The following is a 14718-nucleotide window of genomic DNA, read 5'->3' on the forward strand; positions in this document are numbered from 1 at the left end:
ATGTGTATTAACCATATAATACAGTACATAAGATGTATTACGTGCTTAATACACATTTTTTGATCATAGTGTATTAAATGATTAATACATATGTGTCCATCTGAAGAAATGGGAGCTGTGATTATGAATGTGAATTTTAATAAGCGGGACCCGGTCTATGTGCAGGTTATCCGGCATTTTAAAGAGCAAATTGCAACCGGTGTATTTGAACCTGGTCAGGAAATCCCTTCACGGCGTGAGTTGGCAAATCGATTAAAAATCAATCCAAATACCGCACAACGAGCTTATAAAGAAATGGAGGAAGCAGGTTTGATTACGACGGAGCGGAATTTGCCGAGTAAGATTACACGGGATGAGCATGTCCTTAAATCAGTAAGAAAGGAATTGATCATGGAAGCGGTCGATGATTTTGTCCGTTCGGTGCAGTCGATTAATGTACCGGTTGATGAAGTGCTCGAACTCGTTCAGGAAAAATACAAAGACAAACGTGATGATAAGGGGGCTAAATATGATTGAGGTAAACGAGATTCAGAAAAAATTCGGCCGGAAAAAAGTGCTTAAAGGCGTATCGTTTACTGCTGAAAAGGGCGAAATAACCTGTGTTATTGGAATAAACGGGGTCGGTAAGACAACGATACTGAATGCGATCATGAACTTGACTCCGCTCAATGGTGGGCAGATCCTTGTAAATGGCGAAACCATCAACAAACACAGCTATGAAAAAATCACCTTCATTCCCGATGCGATCATAATGCAGCCGAGCATGACAATAGCTGAAGCCATGGAGTTCATGGCGGATTTCTATGACAGCTGGAACCAGGAACGTGCAACGGAATTGCTCGATTTTTTCAAATTGCAGGAAAGTGAGAAAATCAATCATTTATCCAAAGGGAATCGCGCCAAAGTAAACTTATTACTTGGACTGGCGCTCGATGTTGATTATTTGCTGATGGATGAGCCGTTTTCCGGCATTGATATTTTCAGTCGGGAACAGATTGCTGATGTGTTTACCAGTCATTTGGTGGAAGACCGCGGTGTGCTCATCACAACACACGAAATCAATGATATTGAACATCTGATAGATAAGGCAGTTCTTCTGGATAATGGGAAAGTTTTAAAACAGTTCGATAGTGAGGAAGTCAGAGAAACAGAGGGAAAATCAATTGTTGATGTAATGCGGGAGGTGTATCAGCCATGAATCGTTTTGTAAAACTATTGAATTTTGAATTAAGCCGGTTTATGAAAATATATCTTGTGCTGATTGCGCTGACAATCATCGTGCAGGTTGTCGGTGTTATTGTGACAGCCAATTCGTATATGGCTGAAGCAAATAAAATGATTTATGAGGAAGGCCTTTCGCAAGCGCAATTTATTCAACAATACCGTTCCATGTCATTTTTGAGATTTGCCCGAAGTTTATGGTTTATGGGACCGATCGCAGTTTGTGCGGCAGCATTGTTATTCTATATTTTTATGATCTGGTATCGTGACTGGTTTGGAAAAAACACATTCATTTACCGGCTGCTGATGCTGCCGACAGCACGAATAAACGTCTATCTTGCTAAAGCGGCATCAATCGTTTTAATGGTATTGGGGCTTGTTTCGGTGCAGCTCATCATTTTGCCGCTTGAAAACAGTGTATTAAAGTGGCTGGTACCAATTGACTTCCGGTCGGATATGACAGTTGAACAGGTTGTCGGGTGGGACTATTTGTCCATACTCATTCCGCAAACCTTTACGGAGTTTATTCTGTATTATGGTGCCGGTTTTATGGCGGTATCTGTATTGTTTACGGCCATTTTATTCGAACGCAGTTTCAAGTGGAAAGGGATATTGCTTGGAATCGGATTCGTTGCTATTTCCGGTGTCATTATGCTGTCGCCCCTACTGGCCACTGTTTTCATGGATCATTACTATTTATATCCGCTAGAAACACTCGGTTTGGAAGTGGTATTGGGATTGCTTGTGACAGCCGTTTCCCTTTGGATGGGCCATTACTTACTGACGAAAAAAATTACGGTATGAGAGGAGGTATCGGATGAAGCGGTATTTGTATTTAGTCGCGGTCGCATCAATTATCGTGCTGACATTCAGCGCCTATTATATACAACAAACAATAACATCCGGCAGTTATCCTGAAATTGTCATTGAGAAGGTAAGTGGAAACGAGGACAAGGTGGAAGACCTCATGATAAGCGGTAGCTATAGACTTGGCTTTGGAATGGGGGATAACGTAAAGGTTGACATAGATGAAACAGTATACAGCAGTGAACAGCCGTTTCCACAACGTTTTGGCAATAGAATATACGGGGACAACACTAATCGGCTGCAGGATCGTTATCGAAGGTTTATGCGAGGCAAATCCGGAAGTGTCAGGTCATTTCTTGAAACAGATAACGTGGTAGCATACGCAAACGTTATTGGACAGTCCCTTGATGCATCAAATCAGGATATGACCTTTGATATGGCGGTACTGAACAAGCAGACGGAAGAGTCGACCTCGTTTACCGTGCCTGTACCTGACAAGGAAGCATACAGTCAGGTGACCGTAGAGGATGTACAAATGATTGATAATGAACTTTATGTTATCACGCAAAACATAAAAGTGACCGGAGCAAACAGTAAACGGATTTATCGATTTAATTTCAATGAACAAAATATGACGGGGGAAGACGTGATTACTTCCTATGAAGATCAGAAAGCGGAAGCCGTACATACACGTATACGGAAAATGGGGGTTCCAGATGAGACAAAGGCACAGGAGTATGTTGTCTTTTTTAAAGAACACTCGGTTATTGGCCAGGGAACAGACACTGCGCGGGAAATTACTGAATCCGGTAAAGAATATATCGCTTATAAACTGAAGACAAACGAAAAGAAGCAATTGGAACTTCCAAAATCCTTATCTGTTGAAAATATGCTTATCTATAAACATGGCAAACTTTACATGAGAGACGGTCATAACCTGTTGCAATATGATATTACAAAAGGGGAGACTGAAAAGGAAATGCAGCTGCCTGAACAGGGCAGTGGCTTTCCCACACCTGTGGCTATATCAGATGACACCATATATGTACTTACAGCAAATGAACAGAGCAATATCTCACAAATCTCTGTCTTTGATCTGACTTCCGGTGATTTGCTGTACAATGGCAAGATAAAACCTGAAAAACCACTGGAACGGAATGTGACACTTCAGCTTTATGATCTATCTATCAGCTAAAGACCGCCTGCTTATGACGATCAATCATGTGAGAGGAGCTATCGAATGAAACGATATGGGCAATTAACAGTCATATTAGCCATTATTGTACTGACAATCGGGACATTTTATATCCAGTCCGCTATCGCTTCTAATGGACTGCCGGGCATAACGATGGAAAAAGTGAAAGGAAATAAAGATGAAATCAAACCGGTCACAATAAGCGGCAGTTATTCAGTCGGAAATAGCAGGGACGAATTTGTGCAGATTGATTCAAAGGGAGCAACATATGGCGGTAAGGTGTCCTTTCCTGAACACTTCCGGGATAGATTTTTTAATGCGAAAGTCAATCAGCTTCAAGAGACGTATCGCAGTTTTATGCGCGGCAAAGGTGGAAGTGACACATCATATCTTGAGACAGAAGATACGCTTGCTTATGCTGATGTAATCAATCAAACAGTACCCGGACGAGGTGAGGCGACATTTGATATCGCTGTATTGGATAAAGAAAGTGATGAAACAATGTCGTTTACGCTTCCTGTACCAAATCGGGCGATGTATGTACAAGTACAGGTGCAGGATGTGCAAATGACCGGTGATGAACTACACGTTATAACACGTAATTATCCACAAAATGGAGAGAAAGAGGCACATTTTTACCGTATCGATATTTCAAATAAAGCGATAACCGGTGAGGATACGATTGTTTCGGATGGTCTTCATGAAAACAAGCATACACTGTCTAATATGGTATCTGTTTCAGATGAGACAACGGCCTATGATAACATTATTTTCAGTAAAACGACCCGTCCAGTCGCGCGGGAAGATAGTCAAGGCATGGCGTCAGAACAGACGACAAAAGAAAAGTCCGAGGGATATATTGTCTACAATCCGGAAACAGGAAAGAAAAGGTCTTTAAAAATGCCTGAGTCACTGGAAGGTCAGGGGAGGCTTGGCCGTGACAATACATCGCTTTATTTTTCAGGCCAACAACAGATTATTGAGTATAATGTGGAAACAGAACAAATCACCAATGAAGTAGATTTACCTTCATCGTGTAAGGAAGCAAAGTGGGGAGGCATAACACGCATTGCCAATGATAGGGCATATATGCTTGCAAAAGCCCCGCAATCCTTTAAACGCTTGCTGGTGCTTGATTTAAAATCCGGTGATACGCTGTTTGAGGGGAAAGTTAAGCTGGAAGGCTCACCTGAACAGAATGACAAACTCAATTTGTATGAACTGCGGGTCGATTAAAACGAGCGCCTGCTTCTATCCCGGGAGCAGGCGTTTTGTCATTAATCAGTTCAAAATATAGTATGGCTGATCACTGTCATTGGGTTTTCTTCAGCACAAACCATCCGGAAAGTCCAAGCAGAATGCCAATAATCAGAACTTCCCAGTGTGGAAGGTTAACAGCTGCTCCAAACGGTGGCAAAAGATAAATAACCAGCAAAAAAAGCGCGACAGACAGGAGACCATACAGCCAGAAAATGAAAAACTCCAGTATTTTGTTTATCCCTTTGAATGCACTCCATCTCAAGTATTGAATGATAACATAGACAAGCAGAAAGGCGATTGGCAGAAAGAGTACAGTTTTCACGGTGAACGAACCTAAAAAGACATTGACTTCAGCGTCACCTTTGTTAAAACCATAATAAAGAATTATATTAAATAGGCTGTTAAAAATAGTGCTTGCTCCCATGAAAAATAAGGTTCCCATAAGGAAATAACTCAAAAAGCTTCTGGGTATTCGATTGGGAAGAGCACCCGCGATTTCCTGAGCATAAGCTTTCGGATTATCGCCAAACACATCGTTTGCCGTTTTTCCGTCCTCTTGAGCTTCGAGGAGATGATCCAGCATTTCGGCAAGCACTTCTTCTGTTGCGATATCCGATTTGCTGTAAGATAGCCTAATGTAGACAAGCATGTTTTCATAATAGGCGAGGTTTTCCTTGTTCAGCAGTTTGCGTTTTTGGTTATTTTCTTCCACTAACATCTTTGTATTCATGTTCGATCCCCCTCATCCTGCAATAATCGGTCAACCGGATGCTTGATACCTTCCCAGTGCGTCTTAAAAAGATCAAGTGCCTCCACGCCTTTGTCTGTCAGATGGTAATATTTCCTGTTCGGCCCGTTAGGTGATGGCTGCATGTTTCCTTTAATCAGATCATCTTTTTGCATGCGCAGGAGTACCGGATAGATGGATCCTTCGCTGACAGTAAGCCCATAATCCTGAAGCTTCATCGATAATTCATAGCCATACACGGTCGACCTGGAAATGATAATCAATATGCATCCCTCCAATATTCCTTTTAACAATTGGCTTCTTATTGTCATGTGTTTCGCCTACCTTGTATAGCAATATAGTTAAGTAAAAAATGAAGAACCAGTGCTGTATTTCACATACAGTGACTTGTATTGCCAAATAGTATAACAGTCTTTCAGCTATATTGCAATGCCAGTTACTGCTGCGAATAGTGTAATTGTCCAGCATGTGGCTGACAGAGATTCTATACAGCGCATATTTATGTAAAAGCAGTATTAACACCTGCTTATCTATTCAGATAAGGCAGGTGTTAATAAAAAAATGATTGATTGAGAGGGTGAAGTATGGGTGGCTTAGTACTTATAGCTAGTAATGCTTATGGGCGTGATTATCGGGTACATGCATTTCATTGATTGATAATGGTGAAACAGGATCAAGACAGGTTATGCCGGTGAAATCTTCCAAGTCAACTGTCAGGCATATACCGGTTTCCACAAAATCTGTAATGGGTTTATCAGTCGAAAAGAATTGGCATACCTTTCCATGTTTATCATATGGTTTTACAACTTCACATGATTCCGAAACAGGCAGCAACAATTCCAGCTTAACGCAACAGTCCTTATCATGAACAAATTTTTTAGCTCGGAAAATGGGCGTCTCGACACATTCAAAAAAAGATTTTCCGTATGCAGATGAACGCGATACGCCGCTCCCTACAAATGGATCGCAATCTCCTTTACAGTAAAGGATGAACGGAATGGTTGTATTTTGAGGCCCGGTGTCATTTCTGTGTGACAACAACTGGTGAATTGATCTGTCGCAGCTGGTATGGCAGCTCATATCTGCTACTTCATCTTGCGCTTTGATGATATTTCTGACTATATCACATACACAGCTGTCGTCTCTTCGTTTTGAATAGACATTTTCCCTTCCTTTATGACAGCTCATATACTTCTCTCCTTACATTAGAATATTGAACAATAGCAACATATGTATTGCATGCATAAGAAGCCTGTATAAATGTCTATTTCCTGCCAAATTAATGAAGTTGTCTACTAGAAAAAGGGCTAAAAGAGCCGTTATATAAAAAATGTGCGCTTGTACAGGTATATCTATCTACTCAATATTGCATTATCCACATATAAAGTAAGTGTAAAGAGTTTTTAGTGCTTAACAGGCCAAAAAACTCAAAAAATTAAAGAGGAGGAAAGTAATTTGCGACAAAGAAGAAGTTTTTACGATATGGAAGACTATTATTATCAGGACGATTGCTGCGACAAATGCGGGAAAAAAGAATGTGGCTGTGAACGCGGTGAACTTGTTGAAGAAGTAGTGTTTTCCGATGATGTCCAGAAAACGGCCGAGTTTATTCTGCCGGCTGCTCTTGGCCCGTTGAATGGCGGAGGAGCTCTTCCCCCTTCAACAGTAGTTGATGCTCTTGTTGGTGCCCTGGGCTTAACTGGTCTGGTAAATTTAAGAGTTAATCCGGACTTTACAGGCATCCAGCAGGAGGTTACCGTGATTAAGGATAAAGTTATTAATCTCGGATTCATCCCGGCAACAATTGATATCGAGGAAACTACTGCCGGAGTGGTATCTGTTAGCATTCCAATCAGGATCTTTTTCCAGGAGCATACCGATTGTCCTGGAATATGCCCTGGAGATCAGGTGACTGAAACTGTTCCTGAACCGGAAGCTGTGTTAAATCAGCCATTAATTACAACAGATGCCAGTGGCGGAACGGTGATTAATTTCTTGCTGTTCAAAGCTGTTTTGCGTACGAATATCACAGTAATACGTCGGGGAGTTAAACGAAACGGCAAGGTCGAACCGCTGAATCCACATCGTTGTAAACAGAACGGTATGCCGGTTACAATTAATACACCGCTTAATTTAACACCAAATACTACTGACTTATCTACCGGTGGCGGTGGTGGAGGCGTTACAGGTGCTTCTGCCCCAGCCAGTAATAACGCTAACCAATAGTGGCAGACTTATCTAAGGCTGTTTGGTGCAACAGCCTTAGATTTTAAAAAGTCAATGCGTCATAAGTATATGCTTCCGTTTAGTAAAGGTTAATCCCATAACCCATGATATTAAATATATGAGGTTGCACATTCAAATGAAGTGCGACCTTCTTTTATATAAGTCGAATTTCCAACATAGGCTTGTATGTAAGATTTATAACAATACGGAGTTGTAAAAAGATTGGAAGCAATACTGTAAATACATGTGAAGATTATGAAGGAGATGCAGGTCAAGATAAAAAAATGGCGGAGGAGGTGGGATTCGAACCCACGCGGGCGTTAACCCCTAACGCATTTCGAGTGCGTCCCCTTCAGCCGTGCTTGGGTACTCCTCCATAGATGGTGCTGGTGAGAGGACTCGAACCTCCGACCCCTTCATTACGAGTGAAGTGCTCTTCCAACTGAGCTACACCAGCATGTTTAGGTGTGATTTTTAATTCCACTCAAAAATGATAATACATATTTGTTATTTGTGCAATGGATTTGACTGGAATTTTTATAACCTATGTAATGATCAACGGTCAACTGGCCGTGGAAGTTGTTCGGAATGTCACCAATAATATTTTGCAATCACTCAAATAAAACATTTGACTGGAAATTCTTTTGTGCTTAAATTGGCAAGCAGCGGGAACAGTAACTAATGGAGGTGATCGCATGGCAGTCGAAGGTTATATCAGATTCGGCCTGGCAATTGTTATTTTAATGATGATCGCGATTATTCTCTACCGATTCAACGCCGGAAAAAGCAATAGGCGGCAAAGTTCTTTGGAAATTATGAAAGAGCGCTATGAAAAAGGTGAGATCACGAAAGAAGCATATGAAAAAGCCAGGAAAAAGCAGGGGAAATAGCAACGGCCGCTTGCCTGATGAAGGGAGCAGACAAGCGGCCGTGAAGTTTAGATGCTTTTTTGGATCAGCTGTTTAATATTCTCTGTTTGCCCATTATGAAACCAATCCACGATTGTGCTGCCGATTACTACACCGTCACAGTTGGCGGACAGTTCATAAGCCTGTTCGGGCGTTGAGATACCGAATCCCGCGAGCACAGGGGTGTCTGTCATCCCTTTCAATTTTTGCAAATAGGCTTGAACATTGCTCCCGTGTGATGTTCTGGCACCAGTTGTTCCTTTGACTGAAACGGCATAAAGAAAACCTTCTGTACGCTGAGCAATTTCAGTGAGCCGCTCATCAGGGCTGGTCATGGCGGCAAGCCGGATATTGGAAATGGCATATTGCATAAGATATTCAGTGATCAAGGTTTCTTCTTCCAGTGGCAGGTCAGGTATGATCACTCCATTGACACCTGCATTTGCACAGGCTTCCGCAAACTTTTCAGGACCAAACGTGAGAATCGGATTTAAATAAGTCATTAAAATGACCGGAATCGAGCGTTTTTCCTTGAATGTTTCCAATACTTCCAGAACGCCTTTCAGTGTTGTACCATTTTGGAGGGCCCGCTGTCCGGCATTTTGGATAGTTGGGCCATCTGCGGTCGGATCGGAAAAGGGGATGCCGAGTTCAACCGCTGCCGCACCGCTTTTCTCAAGAAAGCTGAGCCGTTCTTTGAGGATATCAAGTCCGCCGTCACCGGTCATGATGTATGGAACCACAATATTTTCGCTTGCTGAGCGTTTGTTTTCCAGTGCTTTATCCAAAAATTGATTACTCATTGACGTTCCCTCCCAATACATCTTTAACCGATTCAACGTCCTTATCGCCGCGGCCGGATAAACAAATGACCAGTGATTCCGATTCATCCATTTCTCTGGCAAGTTTCGTCGCAAACGCGACTGCATGAGCGCTTTCCAGAGCCGGGATAATGCCTTCTGTCCTGGACAAGCGTTTAAAGGACTCTATTGCTTCTTGATCCGTGATAGACGTGTAGGTAACCCGTCCGGTATTATAAAGGTGGCTGTGCTCAGGTCCGACACCGGGGTAGTCAAGCCCGGCCGAAATCGATTGGGCCTCTTCTATCTGACCGTTTGAATCCTGCAGTAGGTGTGTCATTGTTCCATGCAAAACGCCGACACTCCCGGCAGATAGTGTTGCCGCATGTTTATTTGTTTCGATCCCGCTTCCACCGGCTTCCACACCGTAGATTTGAACGCCTTCATCCTCAACAAACGGATAAAACATGCCCATGGCATTGCTGCCGCCGCCGACACAGGCAACAACCGCGTTCGGTAGCCGTCCTGTGTCCGCCTGATGCTGCCGCCTTGTTTCTTTTCCAATTATCGATTGAAAATCACGCACCATTTTCGGAAAAGGATGGGGCCCTACAACAGAGCCGATGATATAATGCGTATCTTCCACATGGCTGACCCAGTAACGCAATGCTTCATTTACCGCATCTTTCAAAGTCCCGCTTCCCTGGGAGACACTTTCAACTTTGGCACCGAGCAGTTCCATCCGGAAAACGTTTAATCTTTGCCGGCGGATGTCTTCTTCACCCATGAACACAACACATTCAAGTCCCAGGAGTGCACAAACGGTGGCGGTTGCGACACCGTGCTGGCCCGCGCCAGTTTCGGCAACGACCTTTTGTTTTCCCATCCGGCGCGTCAGAAGTGCCTGGCCAATTGTGTTATTGATTTTGTGAGCACCTGTATGGTTCAAATCTTCACGCTTTAAATAAATTGAAGGACCACCCAATTGTTCAGACAGATTTTTAGCATGATAGAGCGGTGTTTCACGGCCGACATAATCTTTTAAATAATAATCGAGTTCCTCTCTGAAAGAGGGATCGTTCATGGCTGCGTCGTAGGCTTCTTCCAGCTCAAGCAGCGCCGGCATGAGCAACTCAGGTACAAACCTTCCGCCGAACTTGCCGTATCGTCCTGTTATATCCGGAAATGTATATGTGGTCATTTAGATCACCCTTTCATTTTAGCGTTATTAATAAATTGATTGATTTTTTCAAGGTCTTTTAAGCCGTCCGTTTCTACACCGCTTGATACGTCCACACCCGTCGGTTTGGCAGTTGAAATCGCTGTTTGCACATTTTCAGGATTCAATCCGCCTGCGAGAATCGTTTTTTGCATGTCAAGACCGGCATCTGCCAGACGGCTCCAGTCAAATGTCGTGCCATTGCCGCCCCGGTTGGGTCCTTTAGGGCTGTCGATCAGATAATAGTCACACGGATAAGCCTGTATTTCACCTGGGTCATGTTTGCCCATCCGGAACGCCTTAATGACAGGGTAGGGGAGTGATTCGGCAAAAGCCGCCGGTTCATCGCCGTGCAGCTGAATAATATCCAGTCTTGCTGTTTCGGCAGTCTGTATAATCGTATTCCTGGTTTCATTGACAAATACACCGACTTTTTTGACTGATGACGGGACCTCTTTGCTGATGGCTGCTGCTTTTTTCGGTGTCAATTGCCGTTTGCTCGGTGCGAAGACAAACCCGATAAAATCCGTACCGGCCCTAACAGCCTCCTGTGCCGCTTCAATCGTTGTCATGCCGCAAATTTTAACGTACATGGGTCTGTTCTCCCTCCGTTAGCGGGACTTGCAGATCGCTAATCGTTTGCGGCAAGTCATCAGCCCGCATCAGCGTTTCGCCGATAAGGACGGTCCTCGCACCGCTCGCGGCAGCCTTCATGACATCCCCACGCGTTTTAATCCCACTTTCGCTGATCAGAATGGTGTCAGGATTCGTAACCATAGATGCCAACCGGCCAGTGGTATTTAAATCAACGTCAAACGTTTTTAAGTTCCGGTTGTTGATGCCGATAATGTCAGCACCTAAATCTATGGCCGTTTTCATTTCATCTTCGTTGTGCACTTCAACAAGCACATCAAGACCCTGATCACTGGCATACGTGTAAAGCTCCCGCAATGTGGACACAGGCATGGCGGCGACAATCAATAGAATGATGGAGGCACCCGCCGCTTTGGCATGATCAATTTGCACTTTGTCGATGAAAAAGTCTTTACAAAGCAGCGGAACATTGACTGCTTTACGGACGGCACGCAAATCATCCATCGACCCTTTGAAAAACGTCTGGTCGGTCAGAACCGATATGGCACCGGCTCCATTGGATGCATATCGTGTAGCTTGATATACCGGATCAACATTCGGGTCGATGGCTCCTTTAGAAGGAGAGGACCTTTTGATTTCAGCAATAATATTCATACGCTTTGTATGATGAAACGTCCGGGCAATCGACGGCACCTTGTCAATCGCTGTCGAGAAATCAGGAAGGGGCTCATTTTTTAGATGCTCAACTTCCTTTTTCTTTTGTTGGATAATTTTTTCTAAAATGGTCATGTTATATCACCTCACGTGTGATTTTGTTGCTATAATCGACCAATCGCTGCAGTTTATCCATGGCTGAACCGCTCTGAATGCTTTCCTCAGCCTTCTGGATGCCATCTTTAATCGACGCTGCAGCCCCGTTAGCAAATAGGCCCAGACCGGCATTGAGCAGTACGGTATCGTAATAAGGGCCCTTCTTCCCGTTTAAAATATCCAGCAGAATAGTGGCGTTATCTTTTGCATCGCCGCCCCGGATGTCGTCATTGTCATACACCGGTAAACCGATCTCAGATGGATGCAGCGTGAATGATGTGACGTTTCCTGCTTCCAACAATGACATATGATTTTCGCCGGCAAGTGATGCTTCATCCATATACCCTGCGCCGTTGATGACAAGTGCGCGCTTTCGTCCAAGCTGGTGCAGTGTTTCTGCCAGCACTGGCAGCATATCCCGACGGTAAGAACCCATTAGCTGTGTGTTCAGCTTGACCGGGTTTGTCAGCGGTCCAATCAGATTAAAAATTGTCGGAAGCCCCAAGTTTTTCCGTACGGTCATGAATCGCTTCATGCCGGGTAGAACATTGGGTGCGTAAAGGAAGGCGATATTATTTTCTTGAATCATTTCCTCCACGTGTTGTTTTGAAAACGATAAAGAAATATCCAAATGTTCCAATACATCAGCGCTTCCTGTCTGACTGGAAACACTACGATTGCCGTGTTTGGCGACTTTAACGCCGGCACCTGCAAGTACAAATGCGGCTGTTGTGCTAATGTTGAAACTGCAGGACCCGTCTCCGCCAGTGCCGCAGTTATCCATTACATTCGTCAATATATTGGTCGTTTGAGTGGATTGTTCCCGGATAACATCAGCAAGACCTGCGATTTCTTCGGGCGTTTCACCTTTTGCCCGCAATGCTGTCAGGAATGAAGCGAGTTCGCTTTCACTGATATGATCTGCAAATGACGATGTAGCGGCATTCTTCATTTCATCGAATGTCAGGTCTTCACGGCTCAGCAGTTTTTCAAGATAATGTTTCATGATGAATCCCCTCCAAGATTTTAAAGTTTACGCTTGATGTGTCACATCATAGTCTTTGATGGCCATTAATGACTTTGCTTTGTGAAGCGTTTCGTTGTATTCGGCCTCTGGATCTGAATCATTGACAATGCCTGCACCGGTCTGCAGGTATGCGTGATTATCTTTTACGATGAGTGAGCGGATCGCAAGCGCCATGTTTAAGTTGTAGTTGAAACTGATGTATCCAACGCCTCCACCGTAAACGCCGCGCTCCGCGTCCTCCAGGTCATTGATCAGACGCATCGCTTGAGTTCTTGGTGAACCTGACACTGTTCCGGCGGGCAGACAGGCAATCAGAGCATCAATACTGGTATAACTTTCAGCTAACTTCCCGCGGACTTCCGATACCATGTGCATCACATGCTGATAGTTTTCCACTTTCATATAAGTTGGTATGGTGACACTGTCGGCTTCACAGACCCTGGCAAAATCATCACAGCTTAAGTCAACAAGCATGTCATGTTCCGAAATTTCCTTTTTGTCTGTCAGCAGTTCGCTCCTCAGGGTTTTATCCTCATCTTTCGTGCTGCCGCGCGGGCGTGTGCCTGCAATCGGATTTGTCATGATATCCCGTCCGTTTGTCTGGATCAGGCTTTCCGGGGAGGCGCCAAGCACAACGTAATCCTCAAAGTCAATATAAAACATGTATGGTGATGGATTAGCTTTCCGCAGTTTCCGGTAAAAAAGAAATGGATCACCTTGCATGTCAGCTTCCATCCGCTGTGATAACACGACCTGATAGATTTCACCGCGTGTGATATGGTCTTTAGCGGTCTCCACATTCCGCATAAACTGTTGTTTATCCATCTCAGGGTTGAATTCGATATTTTCTCCGGCTGATACATCGGCTGTCGGGAATGGAATCAAGGCTTTCTTTAGCGATTCCAACCGTTCATCCAATGCATGCTCAGGCTGTCGATTCAAGTTGGTTGCAACCAGATATACCGATTCATCGCTATGGTCATAGATGATAATGTTTTGATAAAGCATCAGGTGGATATCCGGCATGTCAATGTCGTCCGGTAGCGCACCGCCGATATTCTCATAGCTTCGGATGGCGTCATAGCCGATATAACCCACCGCACCGCCGAAAAACGGGAACGGCAATGTCATATCCACCTCGGGAAATTCATTTTGAAATACATTCAGTGCCGGTTCACGCCGGTTTACGGATGTTTCATTTTGGTGATTCACAATAGTCGTTGCATCTTGACTGCCTTTTAATTCCTGATAGGGATCAGCTCCGATGAAGGAATACTTACCTTTTTCCTCATGCTGGATTGAACTTTCCAGTAAAAACTTTTTCCGACCGTATAAGTTTTCGTATATACCGATTGGCGTCAGTGTATCAGCGTTATGTTTGGTATACTTATAAGGTAATGTTTTCATCTCCTTAAAACCTCCCTTTATGAAATAAAAAATCCTCTGCAAACACACATGAAACTGTGTGTGCAGAGGACGATTGAAACCGCGGTGCCACCCCTTTTGGAGATTTTGATAAAGCCTCCATCTTTGTTCGGATACGGGAAATCCTTTTTCCGATATCCTATCCGTATAACGGCGGAGCGCCGTGTTTCCCTACTAACATTTCAGGAAACCTCTTGTAAGTCCATTCAGCAATGATTCACGTGCCGGTATCACACCATCACCGGCTCTCTTGAACGCTTCAAAAAAGCTTACTTCTCTTACTCAAACGATTTAATTATATGCAGTTTTTAAATAAGGCTGGTTTTGCACCGAGTTTACGAAGGTGCAAAACGCCAACTCGTGCGAGAAGTCGGCCAACTCGTGCGAGAAGTCGGCCAACTCGTGCGAGAAGTCGGCCAACTCGTGCGAGAAGTCGGCCAACTCGTGCGAGAAGTCGGCCAACTCGTGCGAGAAGTCG

The 14718-nt window shown here is 44.0% G+C and carries 17 protein-coding genes, 2 tRNA genes and 1 other annotated feature; of the genes, 7 read left to right on the top strand and 12 right to left on the bottom strand.

Annotated elements, in window-relative coordinates; all coding sequences use genetic code 11:
• Positions 1-123 precede the first annotated feature (123 nt).
• The 5 genes from IEW67_RS04895 to IEW67_RS04915 are packed head-to-tail and all read left to right on the top strand — an operon-like array spanning position 124 to position 4459.
• A complete protein-coding gene (locus tag IEW67_RS04895) occupies positions 124-516 on the top strand; it encodes a GntR family transcriptional regulator (protein ID WP_188631946.1) in 393 nt (130 codons plus the stop codon).
• Entirely contained in the window at positions 509-1198 is a 690-nt protein-coding gene (locus tag IEW67_RS04900; RefSeq protein ID WP_188631947.1) for an ABC transporter ATP-binding protein, read from the top strand. The genes IEW67_RS04895 and IEW67_RS04900 overlap by 8 nt, the downstream gene beginning before the upstream one ends.
• Entirely contained in the window at positions 1195-2025 is an 831-nt protein-coding gene (locus IEW67_RS04905) for a hypothetical protein (RefSeq protein WP_188631948.1), read from the top strand. The genes IEW67_RS04900 and IEW67_RS04905 overlap by 4 nt, the downstream gene beginning before the upstream one ends.
• Positions 2026-2038: 13 nt before the next feature.
• Positions 2039-3223, top strand: coding sequence for a YycP family beta-propeller protein (locus tag IEW67_RS04910; RefSeq protein ID WP_188631949.1), 1185 nt, complete (start codon positions 2039-2041; stop codon positions 3221-3223).
• Positions 3224-3268: 45 nt separating this feature from the next.
• On the top strand, positions 3269-4459 hold the full coding sequence (locus IEW67_RS04915; RefSeq protein ID WP_188631950.1) for a hypothetical protein: 1191 nt from the start codon (positions 3269-3271) through the stop codon (positions 4457-4459).
• Between the two features lie 76 nt (positions 4460-4535).
• Here the strand turns inward: IEW67_RS04915 and IEW67_RS04920 are convergent, their stop codons facing one another.
• The 3 genes from IEW67_RS04920 to IEW67_RS04930 form a co-directional block, all read right to left on the bottom strand.
• Positions 4536-5213, bottom strand: a complete 678-nt coding sequence (locus IEW67_RS04920; protein ID WP_188631951.1) for a DUF1129 family protein — start codon at positions 5211-5213, stop codon at positions 4536-4538.
• Positions 5210-5542: a PadR family transcriptional regulator gene (locus IEW67_RS04925; protein ID WP_188631952.1), complete on the bottom strand. Its 333-nt coding sequence runs from the start codon at positions 5540-5542 to the stop codon at positions 5210-5212. The genes IEW67_RS04920 and IEW67_RS04925 overlap by 4 nt, the downstream gene beginning before the upstream one ends.
• 295 nt (positions 5543-5837) lie before the next feature.
• Complete coding sequence (locus IEW67_RS04930; protein WP_188631953.1) at positions 5838-6419, bottom strand: CotY/CotZ family spore coat protein; 582 nt, start codon at positions 6417-6419, stop codon at positions 5838-5840.
• A 267-nt stretch (positions 6420-6686) separates the two neighbouring features.
• Here IEW67_RS04930 and IEW67_RS04935 point away from each other — a divergent pair, with 267 nt between their 5' ends.
• Positions 6687-7457 (top strand): hypothetical protein, encoded by a 771-nt coding sequence (locus tag IEW67_RS04935; RefSeq protein WP_188631954.1) that lies wholly within the window; start codon positions 6687-6689, stop codon positions 7455-7457.
• 285 nt (positions 7458-7742) lie between these two features.
• On the opposite strand, the gene IEW67_RS04940 is transcribed toward IEW67_RS04935, so the two are convergent.
• Together IEW67_RS04940 and IEW67_RS04945 are read right to left on the bottom strand one after the other, a co-directional pair.
• Positions 7743-7833, bottom strand: a tRNA-Ser gene (locus tag IEW67_RS04940).
• Positions 7834-7838: 5 nt separating this feature from the next.
• Positions 7839-7914 (bottom strand) — tRNA-Thr (locus IEW67_RS04945).
• A 238-nt stretch (positions 7915-8152) separates the two neighbouring features.
• On the opposite strand from IEW67_RS04945, the gene IEW67_RS04950 reads away from it, so the two are divergent.
• Complete coding sequence (locus IEW67_RS04950) at positions 8153-8347, top strand: SHOCT domain-containing protein (RefSeq protein WP_188631955.1); 195 nt, start codon at positions 8153-8155, stop codon at positions 8345-8347.
• A gap of 47 nt (positions 8348-8394) precedes the next feature.
• Here the strand turns inward: IEW67_RS04950 and trpA are convergent, their stop codons facing one another.
• The 7 genes from trpA to IEW67_RS04985 all read right to left on the bottom strand — a co-directional run.
• Positions 8395-9168, bottom strand: coding sequence for a tryptophan synthase subunit alpha (gene trpA, locus IEW67_RS04955; protein ID WP_188631956.1), 774 nt, complete (start codon positions 9166-9168; stop codon positions 8395-8397).
• Positions 9161-10366: a tryptophan synthase subunit beta gene (gene trpB / locus IEW67_RS04960; protein ID WP_188631957.1), complete on the bottom strand. Its 1206-nt coding sequence runs from the start codon at positions 10364-10366 to the stop codon at positions 9161-9163. Before trpB ends, trpA begins: the two co-directional genes overlap by 8 nt.
• 5 nt (positions 10367-10371) lie before the next feature.
• Positions 10372-10977: a phosphoribosylanthranilate isomerase gene (locus IEW67_RS04965; RefSeq protein WP_188631958.1), complete on the bottom strand. Its 606-nt coding sequence runs from the start codon at positions 10975-10977 to the stop codon at positions 10372-10374.
• On the bottom strand, positions 10967-11767 hold the full coding sequence (gene trpC / locus IEW67_RS04970; protein ID WP_188631959.1) for an indole-3-glycerol phosphate synthase TrpC: 801 nt from the start codon (positions 11765-11767) through the stop codon (positions 10967-10969). The genes IEW67_RS04965 and trpC overlap by 11 nt, the downstream gene beginning before the upstream one ends.
• A 1-nt stretch (position 11768) precedes the next feature.
• On the bottom strand, positions 11769-12794 hold the full coding sequence (gene trpD, locus IEW67_RS04975; protein WP_188631960.1) for an anthranilate phosphoribosyltransferase: 1026 nt from the start codon (positions 12792-12794) through the stop codon (positions 11769-11771).
• Positions 12795-12821: 27 nt separating this feature from the next.
• Complete coding sequence (gene trpE / locus IEW67_RS04980) at positions 12822-14222, bottom strand: anthranilate synthase component I (RefSeq protein ID WP_188631961.1); 1401 nt, start codon at positions 14220-14222, stop codon at positions 12822-12824.
• A gap of 62 nt (positions 14223-14284) precedes the next feature.
• Positions 14285-14536 (bottom strand) — a binding site (T-box leader).
• Positions 14532-14718, bottom strand: a 187-nt coding sequence (locus IEW67_RS04985; protein ID WP_188631962.1) for a hypothetical protein, incomplete at its 5' end; no start/stop codon positions are given. It overlaps the preceding feature by 5 nt.

The sequence above is a fragment of the Lentibacillus kapialis genome, assembly GCF_014646635.1.
Lineage (GTDB): Bacteria > Bacillota > Bacilli > Bacillales > Amphibacillaceae > Lentibacillus > Lentibacillus kapialis.

What these genes read in the sequence shown, in the direction of transcription:
- IEW67_RS04895 (WP_188631946.1), top strand. Translation starts at nt 124, where the DNA reads ATGAATGTGAATTTTAATAAGCGGGACCCGGTCTATGTGCAGGTTATC.
- IEW67_RS04900 (WP_188631947.1), top strand. Translation starts at nt 509, where the DNA reads ATGATTGAGGTAAACGAGATTCAGAAAAAATTCGGCCGGAAAAAAGTG.
- IEW67_RS04905 (WP_188631948.1), top strand. Translation starts at nt 1,195, where the DNA reads ATGAATCGTTTTGTAAAACTATTGAATTTTGAATTAAGCCGGTTTATG.
- IEW67_RS04910 (WP_188631949.1), top strand. Translation starts at nt 2,039, where the DNA reads ATGAAGCGGTATTTGTATTTAGTCGCGGTCGCATCAATTATCGTGCTG.
- IEW67_RS04915 (WP_188631950.1), top strand. Translation starts at nt 3,269, where the DNA reads ATGAAACGATATGGGCAATTAACAGTCATATTAGCCATTATTGTACTG.
- IEW67_RS04920 (WP_188631951.1), bottom strand. Translation starts at nt 5,213, where the DNA reads ATGAATACAAAGATGTTAGTGGAAGAAAATAACCAAAAACGCAAACTG.
- IEW67_RS04925 (WP_188631952.1), bottom strand. Translation starts at nt 5,542, where the DNA reads ATGACAATAAGAAGCCAATTGTTAAAAGGAATATTGGAGGGATGCATA.
- IEW67_RS04930 (WP_188631953.1), bottom strand. Translation starts at nt 6,419, where the DNA reads ATGAGCTGTCATAAAGGAAGGGAAAATGTCTATTCAAAACGAAGAGAC.
- IEW67_RS04950 (WP_188631955.1), top strand. Translation starts at nt 8,153, where the DNA reads ATGGCAGTCGAAGGTTATATCAGATTCGGCCTGGCAATTGTTATTTTA.
- trpA (WP_188631956.1), bottom strand. Translation starts at nt 9,168, where the DNA reads ATGAGTAATCAATTTTTGGATAAAGCACTGGAAAACAAACGCTCAGCA.
- trpB (WP_188631957.1), bottom strand. Translation starts at nt 10,366, where the DNA reads ATGACCACATATACATTTCCGGATATAACAGGACGATACGGCAAGTTC.
- IEW67_RS04965 (WP_188631958.1), bottom strand. Translation starts at nt 10,977, where the DNA reads ATGTACGTTAAAATTTGCGGCATGACAACGATTGAAGCGGCACAGGAG.
- trpC (WP_188631959.1), bottom strand. Translation starts at nt 11,767, where the DNA reads ATGACCATTTTAGAAAAAATTATCCAACAAAAGAAAAAGGAAGTTGAG.
- trpD (WP_188631960.1), bottom strand. Translation starts at nt 12,794, where the DNA reads ATGAAACATTATCTTGAAAAACTGCTGAGCCGTGAAGACCTGACATTC.
- trpE (WP_188631961.1), bottom strand. Translation starts at nt 14,222, where the DNA reads ATGAAAACATTACCTTATAAGTATACCAAACATAACGCTGATACACTG.